The sequence below is a fragment of the Streptococcus sp. HMSC074B11 genome (assembly GCF_001808705.1).
Classification (GTDB): domain Bacteria; phylum Bacillota; class Bacilli; order Lactobacillales; family Streptococcaceae; genus Streptococcus.
The window spans coordinates 82062-99815 of record NZ_KV794302.1 but is presented as its reverse complement, the minus strand read 5'-3'; the positions used below and the strand labels follow the sequence as shown (position 1 = coordinate 99815).

General features: G+C 37.6%; 21 protein-coding genes and 5 tRNA genes. 20 read left to right on the top strand and 6 right to left on the bottom strand.

The window, feature by feature from the left end:
- Window positions 1–50 precede the first annotated feature (50 nt).
- The 5 genes from HMPREF2619_RS09270 to HMPREF2619_RS09250 all read left to right on the top strand — a co-directional run bounded on the left by HMPREF2619_RS09270 (window position 51) and on the right by HMPREF2619_RS09250 (window position 471).
- A tRNA-Tyr gene (locus HMPREF2619_RS09270) sits at window positions 51–131 on the top strand.
- Window positions 132–137: 6 nt separating this feature from the next.
- Window positions 138–208 (top strand) — tRNA-Trp (locus HMPREF2619_RS09265).
- 12 nt (window positions 209–220) lie between these two features.
- A tRNA-His gene (locus HMPREF2619_RS09260) sits at window positions 221–293 on the top strand.
- A 13-nt stretch (window positions 294–306) separates the two neighbouring features.
- Window positions 307–378, top strand: a tRNA-Gln gene (locus HMPREF2619_RS09255).
- 9 nt (window positions 379–387) lie between these two features.
- Window positions 388–471 (top strand) — tRNA-Leu (locus HMPREF2619_RS09250).
- Between the two features lie 85 nt (window positions 472–556).
- Here HMPREF2619_RS09250 and HMPREF2619_RS09245 read toward each other — a convergent pair.
- Genes HMPREF2619_RS09245 through HMPREF2619_RS09225 form a run of 5 tightly spaced genes read right to left on the bottom strand, consistent with a single transcriptional unit; the run spans window position 557 to window position 4047 of the window.
- Window positions 557–1690, bottom strand: coding sequence for a tyrosine-type recombinase/integrase (locus HMPREF2619_RS09245; RefSeq protein ID WP_009732034.1), 1134 nt, complete (start codon window positions 1688–1690; stop codon window positions 557–559).
- Window positions 1691–1693: 3 nt separating this feature from the next.
- Window positions 1694–1888, bottom strand: coding sequence for a DUF3173 domain-containing protein (locus tag HMPREF2619_RS09240; protein WP_000598356.1), 195 nt, complete (start codon window positions 1886–1888; stop codon window positions 1694–1696).
- Between the two features lie 59 nt (window positions 1889–1947).
- Entirely contained in the window at window positions 1948–2334 is a 387-nt protein-coding gene (locus tag HMPREF2619_RS09235; protein WP_001096843.1) for a hypothetical protein, read from the bottom strand.
- Between the two features lie 2 nt (window positions 2335–2336).
- The gene (locus HMPREF2619_RS09230) at window positions 2337–3533 is read right to left on the bottom strand and encodes a replication initiation factor domain-containing protein (protein ID WP_070460869.1); all 1197 of its coding nucleotides are present in this window, start codon (window positions 3531–3533) and stop codon (window positions 2337–2339) included.
- 40 nt (window positions 3534–3573) lie between these two features.
- Entirely contained in the window at window positions 3574–4047 is a 474-nt protein-coding gene (locus HMPREF2619_RS09225) for a hypothetical protein (protein ID WP_000182279.1), read from the bottom strand.
- 319 nt (window positions 4048–4366) lie between these two features.
- Between HMPREF2619_RS09225 and HMPREF2619_RS09220 the strand changes: the two genes are divergently transcribed.
- A complete protein-coding gene (locus HMPREF2619_RS09220) occupies window positions 4367–4813 on the top strand; it encodes a helix-turn-helix transcriptional regulator (RefSeq protein ID WP_000287814.1) in 447 nt (148 codons plus the stop codon).
- Window positions 4814–4976: 163 nt separating this feature from the next.
- Here the strand turns inward: HMPREF2619_RS09220 and HMPREF2619_RS09215 are convergent, their stop codons facing one another.
- On the bottom strand, window positions 4977–5303 hold the full coding sequence (locus tag HMPREF2619_RS09215; RefSeq protein ID WP_009732038.1) for a DMT family transporter: 327 nt from the start codon (window positions 5301–5303) through the stop codon (window positions 4977–4979).
- A gap of 172 nt (window positions 5304–5475) precedes the next feature.
- Here HMPREF2619_RS09215 and HMPREF2619_RS11525 point away from each other — a divergent pair, with 172 nt between their 5' ends.
- The 14 genes from HMPREF2619_RS11525 to HMPREF2619_RS09145 all read left to right on the top strand — a co-directional run bounded on the left by HMPREF2619_RS11525 (window position 5476) and on the right by HMPREF2619_RS09145 (window position 17470).
- A complete protein-coding gene (locus tag HMPREF2619_RS11525; protein WP_045616577.1) occupies window positions 5476–5874 on the top strand; it encodes an FmdB family zinc ribbon protein in 399 nt (132 codons plus the stop codon).
- Between the two features lie 474 nt (window positions 5875–6348).
- Entirely contained in the window at window positions 6349–7500 is a 1152-nt protein-coding gene (gene nagA, locus HMPREF2619_RS09205) for an N-acetylglucosamine-6-phosphate deacetylase (protein WP_070460867.1), read from the top strand.
- Window positions 7501–7640: 140 nt separating this feature from the next.
- Window positions 7641–8699 carry a zinc-dependent alcohol dehydrogenase family protein gene (locus HMPREF2619_RS09200; protein ID WP_070460865.1) on the top strand — a complete coding sequence of 353 codons (1059 nt, stop codon included), beginning with the start codon at window positions 7641–7643 and terminating at the stop codon, window positions 8697–8699.
- Window positions 8700–8835: 136 nt separating this feature from the next.
- On the top strand, window positions 8836–9213 hold the full coding sequence (locus HMPREF2619_RS09195) for a DUF1033 family protein (protein ID WP_036752150.1): 378 nt from the start codon (window positions 8836–8838) through the stop codon (window positions 9211–9213).
- A gap of 52 nt (window positions 9214–9265) precedes the next feature.
- Window positions 9266–10207, top strand: coding sequence for a competence type IV pilus ATPase ComGA (gene comGA / locus HMPREF2619_RS09190; RefSeq protein WP_070460862.1), 942 nt, complete (start codon window positions 9266–9268; stop codon window positions 10205–10207).
- Window positions 10128–11171 carry a competence type IV pilus assembly protein ComGB gene (comGB, locus tag HMPREF2619_RS09185; protein ID WP_083279643.1) on the top strand — a complete coding sequence of 348 codons (1044 nt, stop codon included), beginning with the start codon at window positions 10128–10130 and terminating at the stop codon, window positions 11169–11171. The genes comGA and comGB overlap by 80 nt, the downstream gene beginning before the upstream one ends.
- A complete protein-coding gene (gene comGC / locus HMPREF2619_RS09180) occupies window positions 11172–11495 on the top strand; it encodes a competence type IV pilus major pilin ComGC (protein ID WP_049494534.1) in 324 nt (107 codons plus the stop codon).
- Window positions 11458–11892 (top strand): competence type IV pilus minor pilin ComGD, encoded by a 435-nt coding sequence (comGD, locus tag HMPREF2619_RS09175; protein ID WP_070460860.1) that lies wholly within the window; start codon window positions 11458–11460, stop codon window positions 11890–11892. The genes comGC and comGD overlap by 38 nt, the downstream gene beginning before the upstream one ends.
- Window positions 11855–12157 carry a competence type IV pilus minor pilin ComGE gene (comGE, locus tag HMPREF2619_RS09170; protein WP_024053803.1) on the top strand — a complete coding sequence of 101 codons (303 nt, stop codon included), beginning with the start codon at window positions 11855–11857 and terminating at the stop codon, window positions 12155–12157. The genes comGD and comGE overlap by 38 nt, the downstream gene beginning before the upstream one ends.
- On the top strand, window positions 12120–12581 hold the full coding sequence (gene comGF, locus HMPREF2619_RS09165) for a competence type IV pilus minor pilin ComGF (RefSeq protein ID WP_070460858.1): 462 nt from the start codon (window positions 12120–12122) through the stop codon (window positions 12579–12581). The genes comGE and comGF overlap by 38 nt, the downstream gene beginning before the upstream one ends.
- Window positions 12559–12996, top strand: coding sequence for a competence type IV pilus minor pilin ComGG (gene comGG, locus HMPREF2619_RS09160; RefSeq protein WP_070460857.1), 438 nt, complete (start codon window positions 12559–12561; stop codon window positions 12994–12996). The genes comGF and comGG overlap by 23 nt, the downstream gene beginning before the upstream one ends.
- Before the next feature lie 109 nt (window positions 12997–13105).
- Window positions 13106–13807, top strand: coding sequence for a histidine phosphatase family protein (locus HMPREF2619_RS09155; RefSeq protein ID WP_000179052.1), 702 nt, complete (start codon window positions 13106–13108; stop codon window positions 13805–13807).
- Between the two features lie 188 nt (window positions 13808–13995).
- Window positions 13996–15702, top strand: coding sequence for an ABC transporter ATP-binding protein (locus HMPREF2619_RS09150; protein WP_070460855.1), 1707 nt, complete (start codon window positions 13996–13998; stop codon window positions 15700–15702).
- Window position 15703: 1 nt separating this feature from the next.
- The gene (locus HMPREF2619_RS09145) at window positions 15704–17470 is read left to right on the top strand and encodes an ABC transporter ATP-binding protein (RefSeq protein WP_070460854.1); all 1767 of its coding nucleotides are present in this window, start codon (window positions 15704–15706) and stop codon (window positions 17468–17470) included.
- Window positions 17471–17754: the final 284 nt, after the last annotated feature.

Sequence of the window (17754 nt, the reverse complement as noted above, 5' to 3'; positions counted from 1 at the left end):
TCCATGTGTCGGCGGTTCGATTCCGTCTCGCGCCATTTCTTATATTACACGGAAGGGTAGCGAAGAGGCTAAACGCGGCGGACTGTAAATCCGCTCCTTCGGGTTCGGGGGTTCGAATCCCTCCCCTTCCATCTTATACGGGCATAGTTTAAAGGTAGAACTAAGGTCTCCAAAACCTTCAGTGTGGGTTCAATTCCTACTGCCCGTGTTAAACGTTATGGCGGGTGTGGTGAAGTGGTTAACACATCAGATTGTGGCTCTGACATTCGGGGGTTCGATTCCCCTCACTCGCCTATTTTATATTTTTGGGGTATAGCCAAGCGGTAAGGCAAGGGACTTTGACTCCCTCATGCGTTGGTTCGAATCCAGCTACCCCAGTTACTATTTGCCGGCGTGGCGGAATTGGCAGACGCGCTGGACTCAAAATCCAGTGTCCGCAAGGACGTGCCGGTTCGACCCCGGCCGCCGGTATAGTATTAAAGACAAGGTTTTCGGACCTTGTCTTTTTCTTTTATTTGTTGAATTTGTAACGCTGAGTTACTTAAAATTACTAGTTTTATAACAAATCATCTAATTTATCCGCTAATTTTTGTTGCTTGCTTGGATACAAATGAGAGTATGTATCTATTGTTGTAGTTATAGAAGCATGTCCTAATCTTTCTTTTACGACAAGATAATCTTCTCCTTGGTTTATTAGTAGGGAAGCATGTGAATGCCTGAAGTCATGAATTCTTATTTTTTTTAAAGAACTATCTCTTTGTAATATTTTTTTATATTGTTTTTCGATTGAATCCTTAGTTATCGTAATCGGGCTATTTTGAAATATCTGTAGATCATCTAGGTTGGTTGTAAATTCTTTTAATCTTTCATGCTGTGTTTGCCTCCATTCTTCTAGTGTCTCCACTAGTTTGGTGTTCATGATGATTCTTCGGGTTCCAGCTTTTGTCTTTGTACTACTAATGTGTTCTTCACCTTTTTTAACGTATATTGATTTACTTACATGGATTGTATTTGTAGAAAACTCTATGTCCTTCCACGTTAGAGCAAGAGCTTCTCCGAGTCTTAGACCAGTAAAAAATAGAACTGTGAATAGTAATTTTATATTGTATTCATCGTTGCTAAATAGTGTTAAGAAATGCTTAAATTCTTTTACTGTCCAGAAATTTAATTTTACTTTTTCTATGGGTAATTTTTTCAGTAATCCTACGGGATGTTCCTTGTAAAATCCCTTTCTTAATCCAACATCCAGAATTTTCTTTAGTAAAATTATAATTTTATTAATAGTGTTTGGACTTAGCTTCTTTTCTGAGTTTTGAGTATTTTTATCTCTTAGATGTTCTCTGAATTGATAGATATCTTCATAAGTTAATTTAGCTACATCATCAACTTTTTCAAAATAGTTTTTTATATGCCTGTTATAGTTGTTTTCTTGTGTATCTATATAGCTTTGTTTTCTGTTGTTTATTCTATCCTCTTCTTTTAAGAGATCATAAAGGATATCAATTGATATTTTTGAGTTGAAACTTTTTTCTTTAAGTTCGACACTTCGTAAGTATTGTTCGGCCTCCAATGCTTCTTTTTTAGTTTTGAATCCTTTTCTTACAATTCTACGTTGTTTTAGAGATATTGGATTTATACCATTGGAAACATCAACAATCCAAGTTCCGTCTCTACTTTTACGTAAAGCCATAAGCTACGCTTCTTTCTGGAGTTCAATTCCTAATAGTTCTTCTGCGACACTGGCTGGAATTGTACCAATCCTTTTGTTATCGTAGATGTTAAAACCACGATTCACTAATAGTAATTTGCCGGTATGGATAATCTTTCTTGCAGTTCCTGGAGCAAATCCAAGTTCGATAAGGTCATCTTTTGTTACAGTTTTAATCATGTGATCTCCTTTTCTAATTAGATTAACTAAGGGGAGGATTAACTCCCCTTGTATTTTACTTATTTTTGTTTTACATCTACTAAATGGATAGCATCAGCCTTGTAATACATTGTCGTGCTAATCATAGTAGCTTGTAAATTGTCAAATGTAACTGGTACTTCATCCATTGCTTGGATATAGTCATTATCAACCAAGGCATCTGGATTGTCTACTGAGACTTGGGTTGATTTCTTTTTGAATTGTCCATCCTTGATTGTTACATTGTATTTCCAACCAATGATTTTATCGGTATTAAAACGTCTTTCGCTACCATCTCGGTTTTTGATAATTTCTCCGTTTGCATCTGCTCGGACTTCCGTTTCAAATTTTGGAATGACTTCATCCAATTCAAATTTTGTTCCAATGTTATTAAAATTCCAGTCATTTTGTGAAAGCATTTTTGCCATAGTTAATTTCTCCTTTTAATATTTTCTTTGATTGTAGGGATCAAATCCTCTCGTTTAAAGAGTATTGCTCTTTCTATTAATCCACTTGCTAAATCTGGTGGATATTCCATATTGTTGAGTGCGAGATAGTTAGCTTTCTCATACTCATGCAGTAAGTTATTGTCGTATAGAAATTTATACGCTTTTAGAATAGCTCCTGAACCTTTATAGGTAAACCATTCTAATTTTTGTTCTAGTTCTGTTTTTGATTTTGAAATAATGATAGAGACGGGTTTTGAATGGCCTAAAAACTTTTCCCAAGATCTCAAAGGTTTTGAGAAATAGCTATCACTATAGAACCTCACTTTTTCTTTGAGATATCCCTTGGTAAAGTTGAGAAGATCTATTTCTGAATGCAACCATTCTTGAATGAAGTAGTGAGCTTTTTCTTTCCTAAGTTCTAACTCAGTTCTTATCCAATTTTCTATATACCGCTTGCTGATACCGAGCTTCTCAGCTCGTTCTAAGCGTTTATCGTAAATTCTAAGTCTTTCATCATCATTGGGTTTTCTCAAATATAAGGTCTGGCCGATTGTTTCATCTCCGTAGGTATTGTAGTAGGTACTTTTTCCATATATAAAGCGTTTCTTCTGACAAATCTTTAGAAGCTGATTAGGAGTGAAATAGGGTGTTTCATTAAAATCATCTATTGCAATATCAATTCGTCTTACTGAAAATTGATTGTAATTGTAGTAGAGGTTGTTCAGAAACTGTCTTTCGGACAGACTATTTGGATCTAATACCATATCTCTATAGAACTCGAGTGCCTGTCCTGACATGACAAGCATGTAGGACGACTCTTTCGCTCCATAGTAGATACGGATATTTCCATAATGAAGCTGGCTATCATAGTTATAGTATTTAAGGCTCCCTATATTCTCAATAAATAGGTCATAGTCAAGAAATAGAATGTCTTCGATTATTTCTCTTGGCGAAAATTCAGTCTTGTCAAACTGAATTTGAATCCAGTCAAATACAGAACGTAAATGTTCATTTTTTGCCATAGATTTTGATTCAACTTTTTGCCTAATTTTGCCACCCCTAAAATCTGCGAAACCCTTGGCAATACTGAATTCTTTCGATGGTACACCTAACTTGCAGAGGGTGGTGTTACTACACACCCTATCGGTCAAAAATGGTCCGTCCGCATCTACGCTCATTTTCGGCTTTCTGCCTCATGGCTCAGCCGAAAACTCGCTATTAGCCGAACCTATTTTTTGACCTCTTGTTAACAAACCCTAGTAAGCCGGTTTGCATCGACTCTTCAATATCTTGGATTTTCTTTTTTAGGTTGGAATTCTCAATTTTTATCAGTCGCATTTCTCGCTTAAATTCCTGTTTTAAGGCGCTCAGTTCATCGTAGAGCTCATCTATTACTTGGTTTAGGGATTCATGTTCATTGTCTGCTAGACTCCCAAATACGGCTTGTATAGCCTCTTTTAGACCTATTTCAAGTTTTAGTTTAGCTAACTTTTGAAATTGTCTAAGGTCTTCGTCTGTAAAATCATAGGCAACTGTATAACTTAATTGATGAGTTCTGGGATTTCTACTGATAGGAACTTTAATTTTCTTAAATTCCTTGCCACTTATCTCTTTAATCAGTTGAATCCAATTTTTAAGAGTAGAGGTAGAGTTTAGGCCAGAAATTTGATTGACTAACTCTTTATTGGTCATCTTTTTGTGAAACCTCCGAAATTTTCTTGTGCAACTGAAGAGTTTTCTGTGGTATAATTGTTACATAATATGTTTTGATCTTGGAACGAACGGCACATTTGTTTCAAGATTTTTTATTTTGTCGAATCCTACCTCCTTTATTAAAATTTTTTAAATCGACTACTAGTTACATACGCTTTTACCTCCTTTTATGCTATAATATTCTCAATGGAATATTCAATCTCAAAATAAATATTCCTTATGGAATAATTCTATTTTATACCGTTTAGAATATTTTGTCAAGCTAAAATATACGAATAAGAATATCTATAGGAGAATTATGTATACAGAGGATTATAAATTTTCAGAGAGGTTAAAAACTCTCAGAAAATCAAAAAAGTTAACTCAAGTACAAATATCGGAATTAATTGGAGTTCAACAAGGGACATATTCTCGGTGGGAGAATGGAACGTTAGAACCAGGATTAGAATTCGTTGTGAAATTAGCAAATATCTTTGGGACTACTACAGATTATTTGCTGGGACAAAAACCTTATTCAATTATCAGTAGTTTACCTCTAGAACAATTAGATCTTACCAATATTGCAAACTTTTCAAAGGATGAGTTTGATATTTTGAAACATTCAATAGCAGTTTCGGTGGCAAGAAATAAAATAAAGGCAACAGAACTAAAAGATAGAGTTATAGAAAAAAATCAGTTGTCAGAAAAAGATGCAGAACTTTTGAATAAGATTTTTGAAGAAGTTAAAACTTATTGGGAAAATTAGGAGGACGCTAGTCTTCAAAATTCCCTCCCAAAATGTGTCCAAAATATTGACAGAATTCTAGCTTTTCATTATAGTTCTTATGGAACTTTTTTTCTACAACAAAATAGGCTCCATAATATCCATAGGGGATTTACCCACTACAAATAGTATAGAGCCGGTTTTATTAATGTCCTGCATTTCCTAATAAGTTAACCATGACAACACCAATGATAATCAAAATTAAACCGATAATGCTATAAACATTTAGTGTTTCTTTGAAAATCATTACTGCGATAGAGGCTGTCAAAACTAAACCGACAGCTGACCATGTTGCATAAGCTATTCCTAAAGGAATTTTTTGCATTGCTAGTGATAAGAAATAGAAACAAACGCCATAGCTAAGTAGGGCAGAAACGGTTGGAATAGGCTTTGTAAAACCGTCTGATAATTTCAAAAGGTTAGTTCCCAATATCTCTCCTACAATGGCGATAAAAAGATAAAAGTATGACATGTCTTTAACCTCCTATATGTCATGTTTTTGCTCTAAGAGCTATTATAGCTATCCGTTTTTTATAAATCTTGGCACAAGTCATGAGAATTTGTAGTAAAACTGTGGCAGACACTTTTTCAGAACCAATAGCTGATAAGTTTAGTATATCATAAGATAAATTTTAAAAAAAGTCTTGATTTATTTCAATGTCTTGCGTGGTCTCGATTTTACTGGTAAAATTACTTTTAAGAACTTTAAAAAAGAGGTTTCTATATTTGACAAAACAATGACTTGTTGTCCCGAATGTGGGCATCCTTTGGAGAAAAAATTTTTAAAAGATGAGGGAGATATTCCTTATTGTTCACAATGTGCGAGTTTTCGTTTTCCAGTCTTTAATACAGCAATTAGTGCGATTTTATTTAATGAAAAACATGATAAGATTCTCTTGATTAAGCAATATGACATGGCTGAGCATATTTTGCTAGCTGGTTATGTGTCTAATGATATTCACAACCAATTTCTACAATCATTAAAGACAATTAATTTAGCCTCTCTTATTACGGATATGGGTAATAAAATTGCACAAAACTAGTCCAAAACTCTTTTTAATAAGGAGTATACTTTCTAGCATTTTATAGTTACTAAAAAGTATCTAAACTTTGGAAGTGATACTAAGTTTTAAAAAATATTATGGAAAAAAAGCTTATAAAATCAATATTTCTGAGATTTAAAACTAATAATATTAGACTCAAAATCCAGTGTCCGCAAGGACGTGCCGGTTCGACCCCGGCCGCCGGTATAGTATTAAAGACAAGGTTTTCGGACCTTGTCTTTTTTTTCTTCTAATTTTTTCTTTTGCAGTTACTTAAAATTACTTATATTTTTTCTAAATTTTATTGTAAACCTGAATGTTCAATATTACTTTACTATATGTTTACTAAATCTTAATTTATTTCTTTATAAATTTAACTATAATAGGTCTATACAATTTACAAATTACACAGAAAGGTTTATAATGTAATTGACATAATAAATATTAGAAAAATGAATTACGGAGGTTATCATTATGCCTAAATATATTAAAGCGGATCAATTTTTCTATCCTCATGGTGTTCGCCGTGGCGGTTTTCTAGAACTAGTTGATGGTAAATTTGGTAAGCATGTGGATCAAGTATCTGAGGACGCAGAAATTATTGACTATACTGGTTATAGTATTGCTCCTGGTCTTGTTGATACACATATTCATGGATTTGGTGGGGTTGATGTTATGGATAATAACATCGAAGGTACTCTTCATACAATGAGTGAAGGTCTTCTTAGCACAGGTGTTACTAGTTTCCTACCAACTACTCTAACATCATCATACGAACAATTATTAGCTGTTACTGAAAATATTGGTGCGCGGTATAAAGAGGCTTCTGGTGCTAAAATTCGTGGGATTTACTTTGAAGGCCCATACTTTACTGAGGAATTTAAAGGAGCTCAGAACCCTGCTTACATGAAAGATCCTCGCATGGATGAATTTCGTGCTTGGCAGAAGGCTGCTAATGGTCTTCTAAATAAAATTGCTCTTGCACCAGAACGTGAAGGTGTTGAGGACTTTGTACGTACGGTTACTGGTGAAGGTGTTACTGTTGCTTTAGGTCACTCAAATGCAACTTTTGATCAGGCTAAGAAGGCTGTTGACGCTGGTGCAAGTGTTTGGGTTCATGCTTATAATGGTATGCGTGGGTTAACTCACCGTGAGCTTGGTATGGTTGGTGCTATGTATGAATTGCCACATACTTATGCTGAATTGATTTGCGATGGGCATCACGTTGATCCTAAGGCTTGTGACATCCTACTTAAACAAAAAGGTACTGAAAATATTGCTCTTATCACTGACTGTATGACAGCGGGTGGTTTGAAAGATGGGGACTATATGTTAGGAGAATTTCCAGTTGTGGTTGCAAATGGTACTGCTCGTCTCAAATCTACTGGGAACTTGGCAGGTTCTATTCTCAAACTTAAAGACGGTTTGAAAAATGTTGTTGAATGGGGCATTGCAAATCCTCATGAAGCAGTTATGATGGCCAGTCTCAACCCAGCAAAATCAGTTCATATTGATGATGTTTGCGGACAAATCCGTGAAGGCTACGATGCTGACTTTATCGTTCTTGATAAGGATTTTGAATTGGTAGCAACTTACCTTGATGGTGAAAAACGTTATCAAGCATAATCTCTAAAGTAGAAACTAATTTAGTTTCTACTTTTTTTAATTTAGTTTGTTAATTTTTTCACATATTACTTGATTTTATTTATGGAAAGGCTTACAATTATGATATAAACAATACAAATAAAAAAACGGAGGTAAGCTTTATGAAAGCCTATACTTATGTTAAACCAGGACTTGCTTCATTTGTTGATGTTGACAAACCAGTTATTCGCAAGCCAACTGACGCTATTGTGCGTATTGTAAAAACTACTATTTGTGGAACAGATCTTCATATTATCAAAGGAGATGTCCCTGCATGTAAGAGTGGAACTATCCTTGGCCATGAAGGAATCGGGATTGTAGAGGAAGTTGGAGCAGGCGTTTCAAACTTCAAAAAAGGCGATAAGGTTTTGATTTCTTGTGTTTGTGCCTGTGGTAAATGCTACTACTGTAAAAAAGGAATCTATGCCCACTGTGAAGACGAAGGCGGTTGGATTTTTGGACATTTGATCGACGGTATGCAAGCCGAATATCTTCGTGTTCCTCATGCTGATAATACTCTCTATCACACTCCAGCTGATTTGTCTGATGAAGCCTTGGTTATGTTATCTGATATCCTACCAACTGGTTATGAAATTGGTGTCTTAAAAGGGAAAGTAGAGCCTGGTTGTAGTGTGGCTATCGTTGGTTCAGGTCCAGTTGGCTTAGCAGCTCTATTGACTGCTCAATTCTATTCACCTGCTAAATTGATCATGGTAGACCTAGACGATAACCGTTTGGATACTGCAATTTCTTTCGGTGCTACTCATAAGATTAATTCTTCAGACCCTGAAAAAGCAATTCAAGAAATTTATGATTTAACAGATGGTAGAGGTGTGGATGTTGCTATAGAAGCTGTTGGTATTCCTGAAACGTTTGATCTCTGCCAAAAGATTATCGGTGTAGATGGAACAGTAGCCAACTGTGGTGTGCATGGTAAACCAGTTCAGTTTGATTTGGACACTCTTTGGATTCGTAACATTAATGTTACTACTGGATTGGTTTCTACCAATACAACTCCTCAGCTTTTGAAAGCTTTAGAAAGCCATAAAATTGAACCAGAAAAATTGGTAACTCATTACTTCAAACTAAGTGAAATTGAAAAGGCATATGAAGTATTTGGTAAGGCTGCAGATCATCATGCGATTAAGGTTATCATTGAAAACGATATTTCAGAAGGTTAATCGAATTTTGAATCCAGTTATTCTTTTTAGAATTGCTGGATTTTTTGAAAATATTAGATAATTCGTGAAAGCAAGCAAATTTCTTTCATTGTTCTTAAAATTTCGCTATAATATACGATACAAAGGAAATGAAACTATGTATCGAGTGATAGAAATGTACGGGGATTTTGAACCTTGGTGGTTCATAGAAGGATGGGAAGAAGACGTCATTAGTAGTAAGAAATTTGAAAATTACTATGATGCCTTGAAGTATTATAAATCTTGCTGGTTTGAGCTGGAAAAGAAAATTCCACTATATAAAAGTCGAGGAGACTTAATGACCATATTTTGGAATCCGGAGGATAAGCGTTGGTGTGAGGAATGTGATGAATTTCTGCAGCAATATCATTCCTTGGCTTTACTGGAAGATGGTCAAGTTATACCAGATGAAAAATTCAGACCGGGTTATGAAAAACAAACTGGTTTAGAAATCCACCGGACGTGTCGCATCAAAAAAGATGGAACAACTTTTTAATAAAGTTGTTCTTTTTTTGTATTTTCTTCGAATAATTAACTGAGGAGGGAATATGGTACAAGCACTTGCACAAGAATTGATTAGTCTCGCAAAAAAGGATGGAGCTCAGGATATCTATTTTATTCCCAAGGACAAGGTTTATGAGTTGCATATGCGAATAGGTGATGAAAGGCGGTTGATTAATAGCTATGACTTTGAAAAGTTGGGCGCAGTGATTAGTCATTTTAAGTTTATTGCGGGGATGAATGTTGGAGAAAAGCGTCGTAGTCAGCTTGGGTCCTGTGATTATCAGCATGATGGCAAGGTTTCTTCACTACGCTTATCGACGGTAGGAGATTATCGTGGTCATGAGAGTTTAGTTATTCGCCTTTTGCATGATGAAGAACAAGAGTTGCGTTTCTGGTTTCAAGACCTTAAGGAACTAGAAAAGGGCTTTAGGCAACGCGGCCTTTATCTATTTGCAGGACCTGTAGGAAGTGGTAAAACTACCTTAATGCATGAATTAGCTAAGTCATTTTTTAAGGGACAACAAGTCATGTCCATTGAGGACCCAGTCGAGATTAAGCAAAAAGAGATGCTGCAATTACAACTCAATGAAGCTATTGGACTGAGTTATGAAAACTTGATAAAACTTTCTTTGCGCCACCGCCCAGATCTTTTAATCATTGGAGAAATCCGGGATAGCGAAACAGCCCGTGCTGTTGTAAGAGCGAGCTTAACGGGAGCTACAGTGTTTTCGACCATACATGCAAAGAGTATTCGTGGGGTCTATGAGCGTCTTTTAGAACTGGGTGTCAGTGAAGATGAACTCGCAGTTGTTTTACAAGGTATTTGCTACCAGAGACTAATCGGGGGAGGAGGAATTATTGATTTTGCAAACCAAAATTATTCAGAACACCAGGCAGAAAAGTGGAATGAGCAAATTGATCAGCTTCTTAAAGACGGACATATCACTGCCCTTCAAGCTGAAACGGAGAAAATTAGCTACCAGTAAGCAGAAGAAAATTATCACTCTCTTTAACAATTTGTTTTCGAGTGGTTTTCACTTGGTAGAAATCATTTCCTTTCTTGATAGAAGTCTTTTGTTGGAGAAGGAATATGTTTCGCAGATGCACCTAGGACTATCGAAAGGAAAATCTTTCTCGGAAATGATGGGGAATTTAGGTTTTTCGAGTGCGATTGTCACTCAACTTTCATTGGCTGAAGTTCATGGAAATCTCCATTTGAGTTTGGGGAAAATTGAAGAATATTTGGATAATCTTGCTAAGGTCAAGAAGAGGTTAATTGAAGTTGCGACCTACCCACTTATTTTGCTAGCTTTCTTACTGCTCATAATGTTGGGGTTGCGAAATTATCTCTTGCCCCAACTGGATAGTAGTAACATAGCTACCTTAGTGATTAGCAATCTACCACAGATTTTTCTCGGACTTACTGTGGTACTAAGTTTTGCATCTTTAACAGGGCTGATTTTCTACAGGAAATCTAGGAAGATATCAGTCTTCTCTTTTCTGGCTAAATTTCCATTTCTAGGTGTGTTTGTTCAGTATTATCTAACTGCCTATTATGCTCGGGAATGGGGAAATATGATTGGACAAGGTTTAGAGTTGGCACAGATTTTCCAGATGATGCAGGAGCAAGGGAATCCTCTTTTTAAGGAAATTGGATACGATTTAGAGCAATCTTTGCAAAATGGGCAGGAATTTTCTAAGGTTGTTCAGACCTATCCCTTCTTTAGAAAGGAGTTGGGATTAATCATTGAATATGGAGAGGTTAAATCCAAATTGGGAAGCGAATTGGAAATCTATGCGGAAAAAACCTGGGAATCCTTCTTTACTCGAGTTAATCGGACCATGAACCTTGTTCAACCACTGGTCTTTATTTTTGTAGCCCTGCTAATCGTTTTATTGTATGCAGCTATGTTGCTGCCGATGTATCAAAATATGGAGGTAAATTTTTAGATGAAAAAAATGATGATGAAATTAAAAGAAACGAAGGCAAAAGCTTTTACACTGGTAGAAATGTTAGTGGTCCTTCTTATCATTAGCGTCCTACTCTTATTGTTTGTGCCAAATCTTACTAAGCAAAAGGATGCAGTCAATGATAAGGGGAAAGCAGCTGTCGTCAAGGTGGTAGAAAGCCAAGCAGAACTGTATAGTCTGGATAAAAATGAAGATGCTAGTCTAAGCAAATTACAGGCAGATGGACGCATTACTGCTGAGCAAGCAAAAGCCTATAAGGAATATCATGCAAAACAAAAGACAAGTCAAACAGTTTCGGATTAGGGCTTTTACTATGCTAGAAAGTTTATTGGTCTTAGGAATAGTCAGCCTGTTAGCCTTGGGCTTGTCGAGTTCAGTTCAATCAACTTTTGCAGCTGTGGAAGAGCAAATTTTCTTTATGGAGTTTGAGGAACTTTATCGAGAAACCCAGAAGCGAAGTCTGGCTAGCCAGCAGAAGATGAACTTAATGCTAGAAGAGAGAAGTATTGGGAATGGCTATCAGAAATTGGCTATTCCTAAAGGCATTCAATTGCAGTCTAATCAGTCAATTACCTTTGATAAGGCTGGAGGGAATTCGTCTCTAGCTAGCGTGAGATTTCAAACAAGGAAAGAAGTGGTTCGCTACCAACTATATCTAGGAAATGGAAAGATTAAACGTATTCAAGAAGCAAAAAATTAAGGCTGTTATTCTACTAGAGGCAGTGATTTCACTAGCCATTTTTGCCAGTATAGCCACCCTCTTGCTGGGACAGATTCAAGAAAGTAGAAAAAGAGAAGTAGAACTTCTAAAACAGGAAGAAGTTTTGCGAGTGGCTCGTATGGCTTTGCAGACTGGACAAAAGCAGTTAACTGTCAATGGCCTTACGGTTCATGTTGTCTCGAATGAGCGAGGTTTGGAGGTATACCATGGAACGGAGAAATTACTGGCGATTCAAGACAAGTAGGGTCAGAGCTTTTACACTTTTAGAATCCTTGGTTGCCCTTATCGTTATTAGTGGTAGCTTACTTCTTTTTCAAGCTATGAGCCAACTCTTGGTTTCAGAGGTTCGCTATCAGCAGAGAAGTGAGCAAAAAGAATGGCTTTTATTTGTGGATCAGCTAGAAGCAGAGCTGAATCGAGCCCAATTTGAAAAAGTGGAGAATGATAGGCTTTACCTCAGACAGGAAGGTAACCCCATTTCCATGGGTAAATCAAAGTCAAATGATTTCCGGAAAACAGATGCCAGTGGACGTGGTTATCAACCCATGGTCTACGGTCTAAAATCAGCTCGAATTCAAGAAAAAGGGCAGGAGTTGCACTTTCACTTTCAGTTTGAAAAGGGACTAGAGAGGGAATTTATCTATCGTGTTGAAAAAGAAAAAAGTTAGAGCAGGAGTTCTCCTATACGCTGTCACTATTGCTGGAATTTTTAGTCTTTTGTTGCAGTTTTATCTAAATCGGCAACTAGCACATCATCAGGATTATGCCTTAAATAAAGAAAAACTTCTTGCATTTGCAATTGCTAAGAGGACCTATGAAAAAGCTAGTTCTGAGAGTGGTCAGCAGTCATTTAATGCAGGAAAGGCAACTTATCGTAGTGATGAAAATGGCTTCATAGCGATTGTTGACACTGGGAAAAATCAATTTGAATTTCGTTTTCCACCTTTTAAAAAGACTGACGACAAGACGAAGAAAACAGAAAAAAAGTCAAAAGAAGAAAGCGAGAAGAAAAAAGAAGAACAGGTAAAAAATGAGACCACCGAGATATCTAAAGTTGCTCCTTCTAAGAATGATAAGACATAGATTATCAGATTTGTAAAATCTAGTTTAAGTGGTGATGTTGGACTCAGTGGGTTAGGACGAGGTTTTTGCTTGAAATCATGCTATAATAGATACATATGGAGGACGGAAAATGGCAAGTGTAAAATTGTATCTAGTGCGTCATGGGAAAACAATGTTTAATACGATTGGGCGTGCTCAAGGTTGGAGTGATACTCCCCTAACAGCTGAGGGAGAGCGAGGTATTCATGAATTGGGAATTGGCTTGCGTGAATCAGGCTTAAGCTTCGAGCGTGCTTATTCAAGTGACTCTGGACGGACCATTCAGACAATGGGAATTATCCTTGAGGAATTAGGTTTGACAGGACAAATTCCTTATCGTATGGATAAGCGAATCCGTGAATGGTGCTTTGGTAGTTTTGATGGTGCATATGATGGAGACCTTTTTATGGGCATCATCCCACGTATCTTTAATGTCGATCATGTGCATCGTTTGTCCTATGCTGAGCTGGCTGAAGGATTGGTAGAAGTGGATACAGCAGGCTGGGCTGAAGGCTGGGAAAAACTAAGTGGTCGCATCTGGGAAGGTTTTGAAGCCATTGCTAAGGAAATGGAAGCTAATGGGGGAGGAAATGCTCTCGTAGTCAGCCATGGAATGACTATTGGAACCATTGTTTATTTAATTAATGGCATGCATCCGCATGGCCTTGATAATGGAAGTGTGACGATTCTTGAGTACGAAGATGGTCAGTTCTCAGTCAAGATTGTTGGGGACCGTAGCTACCGTGAAATTGGACAAGCTAAACTAGAGGAGCAAGCTAGTTCAGAGAAATAAAAATTCTGTTCTCAATTAGAAGATTTTTAAAGGATTGATAGAATGCTAATGTCGTGCTTGCACAAGCTTCTGAGAGCTGAGTGCTTTGACAATAGCATTCTTTTTTGTTAGAATAGTATCAACATGAAAGCATAAGAAGGGACTGACAGAACTGTCGTCCCCTTTTGTCTATCTTATAAGGGGGAAATATGCTGTTTCAGAAAATAAAAGCCTATAAATGGCAGGCCCTGGCTTCCTTGGTTATGACAGGTCTAATGGTAACGAGTTCACTCTTGCAACCACGTTATTTGCAGGAGGTTTTAGAGGCACTGCTAACGGGTGATAATGAAGCTATTTATACTATCGGTTTTTGGTTAATCCTTGTTGCCTTGATTGGTTTGATTGCAGGTGGCATCAACGTTGTGTTAGCCGCCTACATTGCTCAAGGAGTTTCGTCTGATTTACGGGAGGATGCCTTTCGTAAGATTCAAACTTTCTCATACGCTAATATTGAGAAGTTTAATGCAGGGAACCTTGTTGTTCGTATGACCAACGATATCAATCAGATTCAGAACGTAGTCATGATGACCTTCCAAATCCTCTTTCGACTACCGATTTTATTTATTGGTTCCTTTATATTAGCCGTTGTCACTCTGCCTTCGCTGTGGTGGGTGCTAGTTCTTATGGTCGTTTTAATCGTCGCCATGACAGGTCTTATGATGGGGATGATGGGACCGCGATTTGCAAAATTCCAGACCTTATTGGAGCGTATCAATGCCATTGCCAAAGAAAATTTACGTGGTGTGCGCGTGGTTAAGTCTTTTGTTCGAGAAAAAGACCAGTTTGCTAAGTTTACGCAGGTATCCGATGAATTACTGGGTGAAAACCTTTATATCGGTTACGCCTTTTCTATCGTTCAACCTGTAATGATGATGATTTCATACGGGGCTGTCTTTCTTTCAATCTGGCTTGTAGCAGGTATGGCAGAGTCAGATCCGTCAGTAGTTGGTTCCATTGCTTCCTTTGTAAACTACCTGAGTCAGATTATCTTTACCATCGTCATGGTTGGATTTTTGGGAAATTCAGTCACTCGTGCCATGATTTCCCTTCGTCGTATTCGTGAAATCCTTGATACAGAACCGGCTATGACTTTCAATGATGTGGAAGATGAAGAATTGGAAGGAAGTCTCAGTTTTGAAAAGGTCACATTTACCTATCCAAATGATGAAGAGCCTATCCTAAAAGATGTATCCTTCGATATCGCAGCTGGTGAAATGGTTGGGGTTGTCGGAGCAACTGGTGCAGGGAAATCAACCTTGGCTCAGTTGATTCCACGATTATTTGATCCTCAGCAAGGTTCGATCAAGATTGGTGGAAAGGACATTCGGACAGTTAGTGAAGGGACGCTTCGTAAGACAGTTTCTATCGTCCTACAAAGAGCCATTCTCTTTAGTGGAACCATCGCAGATAATCTCAGACAAGGTAAGGGAGATGCGACAGTTTCAGAAATGGAACGCGCAGCTCGCATCGCCCAGGCCAGTGAATTTATTAGTCGTATGGACTTGGCTTTTGAAAGTCCGGTTGAGGAACGTGGGACTAACTTTTCTGGTGGACAAAAACAAAGAATGTCTATTGCGCGTGGAATTGTCAGCAATCCTCGTATCTTGATTTTCGATGATTCAACCTCTGCCCTTGATGCCAAATCGGAACGTTTGGTTCAAGAAGCCCTCAACAAGGATTTGAAGGGGACGACTACGATTATCATCGCACAAAAAATTAGCTCTGTTGTGCATGCTGATAAAATTTTAGTGCTTGACCAAGGTCGCTTGATTGGTCAAGGCAAACACACTGACTTGGTTGTATCAAACCCAGTTTATCGTGAAATTTACGAGACGCAAAAAGGAAAGGAGGAGTAGGATGAAGACATTTGAATTCTTTTGGAACTATTTTAAAGTTTATAAGATATCCTTTGTCGTTGTTATTGCTATGATTATCATTGCAACGATTGCACAAGCCCTCTTTCCAGTATTTGCAGGTCAAACAGTCACGGAACTGGCTAATTTAGTTATAGCTTATCAAAATGGAAATACTGATATGGTTTGGCAAAGTCTATTAGGACTCTTGATGAATCTTGCTTATATTTTGATTGTGCTCGTGGTGTCGAGTCTTATCTATATGGTTTTGATGAGCCGTATTATTGCCGAATCGACAAATGAGATGCGTAAGGGACTTTTTGGCAAGCTTTCTCGCTTGACTGTTTCCTTCTTTGACCGCCATCAAGATGGGGATGTCCTGTCACGTTTTACCAGTGATTTAGATAATATTCTCCAAGCTTTCAACGAAAGTTTAGTGTCTGTCATGACAAATATTGCCCTTTTTATTGGCTTGCTGATTGTCATGTTCGTAAAAAATGTCACCTTGGCTTTAATCACAATTGCCAGCACTCCAATAGCTGTTATCATGGTCTTCTTTATCTTAAAGCTAGCGCGAAAATACACCAACCTCCAACAAAAAGAAGTTGGGAAACTCAATGCTTATATGGATGAGAGTATCTCTGGACAAAAAGCCATTATTGTTCAAGGTATCCAAGAAGATGTGATTGCAGGTTTTGTTGAGCAAAATGAGCGTGTTCGAAAAGCAACCTTTAAGGGAAGAATGTTCTCAGGAATTCTTTTCCCTGTTATGAACGGGATGAGCTTGGTCAATACAGCAGTAGTTATTTTTGTTGGTTCAGCTGTCTTACTGAATGATAAGAACATCGAGACAGCAACTGCACTTGGTTTGATTGTCATGTTTACTCAGTTTTCGCAACAGTATTACCAGCCCATTATCCAATTAGCGGCGAGTTGGGGAAGTTTGCAACTGGCCTTTACAGGTGCAGACCGTATCCAAGAAATGTTTGATGCAGAAGAAGAAATTCGTCCTCAAGATGCTCCAATCTTTAACGAATTAAAAGAGGGTGTGGAGATTCGTAACGTGGACTTCTCCTACCTGCCAGGAAAACCGATTCTGAAAGATGTCAGCATTTCAGCTCCAAAAGGGAAAATGATTGCGGTAGTTGGTCCGACAGGTTCAGGGAAAACAACTATCATGAACTTGATCAATCGTTTTTATGATGTGGATGCAGGAAGTATCAGCTTTGATGGCAGAGATATCCGAGAATTTGATTTGGATAGTTTGCGAAGCAAGGTGGGAATTGTCTTGCAGGATTCTGTTTTGTTTAGCGGAACTATTCGTGACAATATTCGATTCGGTGTACCGGATGCTAGTCAGGAGATGGTAGAAGCAGCTGCTAAGGCTACACACATCCATGAATATATCGAAAGTTTGCCAGAAAAGTATGACACTTTGATTAATGATGACCAGAGCGTCTTCTCAACTGGCCAAAAACAGTTGATTTCCATCGCCCGAACCTTAATGACAGATCCGCAGGTCTTAATTTTGGATGAGGCAACATCAAACGTTGATACTGTAACAGAAAGCAAGATTCAAAATGCCATGGAAGCTATTGTGGCAGGAAGAACTAGTTTTGTGATTGCTCACCGCTTGAAAACCATTCTTAATGCAGATCAGATTATTGTCCTTAAGGATGGTGAGGTTATCGAACAAGGGAATCATCACGAATTACTCAAGCTTGGAGGCTTTTACTCCGAACTGTACCATAATCAATTTGTCTTTGAATAATACTCTTCGAAAATCTCTTCAAACCACGTCAGCGTCCCCTTGCAGTATATATGTTACTGCCTTCGTCAGTTCTATCCACAACCTCAAAACGGTGTTTTGAGCAACCTGCGGCTATCTTCATAGTTTGCTCTTTGATTTTCATTGAGTATAAGCAAAAAGTTGTCCTAATTTTGGGCAACTTTTTCTGATAAAAAAATTTTATCACGGACTTAAAAAATACATATTAGACAGGAGTGGGGAAGGATGATAAGATAAGATTATCAATAGAAAAGGAAAGGAAATCA

Excerpts from the sequence above, each read along its gene's own strand:
- comGD (WP_070460860.1), top strand. The coding sequence starts at position 11,458 with ATGCAAAACAAAAGACAAGTCAAACAGTTTCGGATTAGGGCTTTTACT.
- HMPREF2619_RS09200 (WP_070460865.1), top strand. The coding sequence starts at position 7,641 with ATGAAAGCCTATACTTATGTTAAACCAGGACTTGCTTCATTTGTTGAT.
- HMPREF2619_RS09150 (WP_070460855.1), top strand. The coding sequence starts at position 13,996 with ATGCTGTTTCAGAAAATAAAAGCCTATAAATGGCAGGCCCTGGCTTCC.
- HMPREF2619_RS09155 (WP_000179052.1), top strand. The coding sequence starts at position 13,106 with ATGGCAAGTGTAAAATTGTATCTAGTGCGTCATGGGAAAACAATGTTT.
- HMPREF2619_RS09235 (WP_001096843.1), bottom strand. The coding sequence starts at position 2,334 with ATGGCAAAAATGCTTTCACAAAATGACTGGAATTTTAATAACATTGGA.
- HMPREF2619_RS09145 (WP_070460854.1), top strand. The coding sequence starts at position 15,704 with ATGAAGACATTTGAATTCTTTTGGAACTATTTTAAAGTTTATAAGATA.
- comGB (WP_083279643.1), top strand. The coding sequence starts at position 10,128 with ATGAGCAAATTGATCAGCTTCTTAAAGACGGACATATCACTGCCCTTC.
- HMPREF2619_RS09245 (WP_009732034.1), bottom strand. The coding sequence starts at position 1,690 with ATGGCTTTACGTAAAAGTAGAGACGGAACTTGGATTGTTGATGTTTCC.
- HMPREF2619_RS09215 (WP_009732038.1), bottom strand. The coding sequence starts at position 5,303 with ATGTCATACTTTTATCTTTTTATCGCCATTGTAGGAGAGATATTGGGA.
- comGF (WP_070460858.1), top strand. The coding sequence starts at position 12,120 with ATGGAACGGAGAAATTACTGGCGATTCAAGACAAGTAGGGTCAGAGCT.
- HMPREF2619_RS09230 (WP_070460869.1), bottom strand. The coding sequence starts at position 3,533 with ATGAGCGTAGATGCGGACGGACCATTTTTGACCGATAGGGTGTGTAGT.
- comGC (WP_049494534.1), top strand. The coding sequence starts at position 11,172 with ATGAAAAAAATGATGATGAAATTAAAAGAAACGAAGGCAAAAGCTTTT.
- comGA (WP_070460862.1), top strand. The coding sequence starts at position 9,266 with ATGGTACAAGCACTTGCACAAGAATTGATTAGTCTCGCAAAAAAGGAT.
- comGE (WP_024053803.1), top strand. The coding sequence starts at position 11,855 with ATGGAAAGATTAAACGTATTCAAGAAGCAAAAAATTAAGGCTGTTATT.
- nagA (WP_070460867.1), top strand. The coding sequence starts at position 6,349 with ATGCCTAAATATATTAAAGCGGATCAATTTTTCTATCCTCATGGTGTT.
- HMPREF2619_RS09240 (WP_000598356.1), bottom strand. The coding sequence starts at position 1,888 with ATGATTAAAACTGTAACAAAAGATGACCTTATCGAACTTGGATTTGCT.
- HMPREF2619_RS09220 (WP_000287814.1), top strand. The coding sequence starts at position 4,367 with ATGTATACAGAGGATTATAAATTTTCAGAGAGGTTAAAAACTCTCAGA.
- HMPREF2619_RS09225 (WP_000182279.1), bottom strand. The coding sequence starts at position 4,047 with ATGACCAATAAAGAGTTAGTCAATCAAATTTCTGGCCTAAACTCTACC.
- HMPREF2619_RS09195 (WP_036752150.1), top strand. The coding sequence starts at position 8,836 with ATGTATCGAGTGATAGAAATGTACGGGGATTTTGAACCTTGGTGGTTC.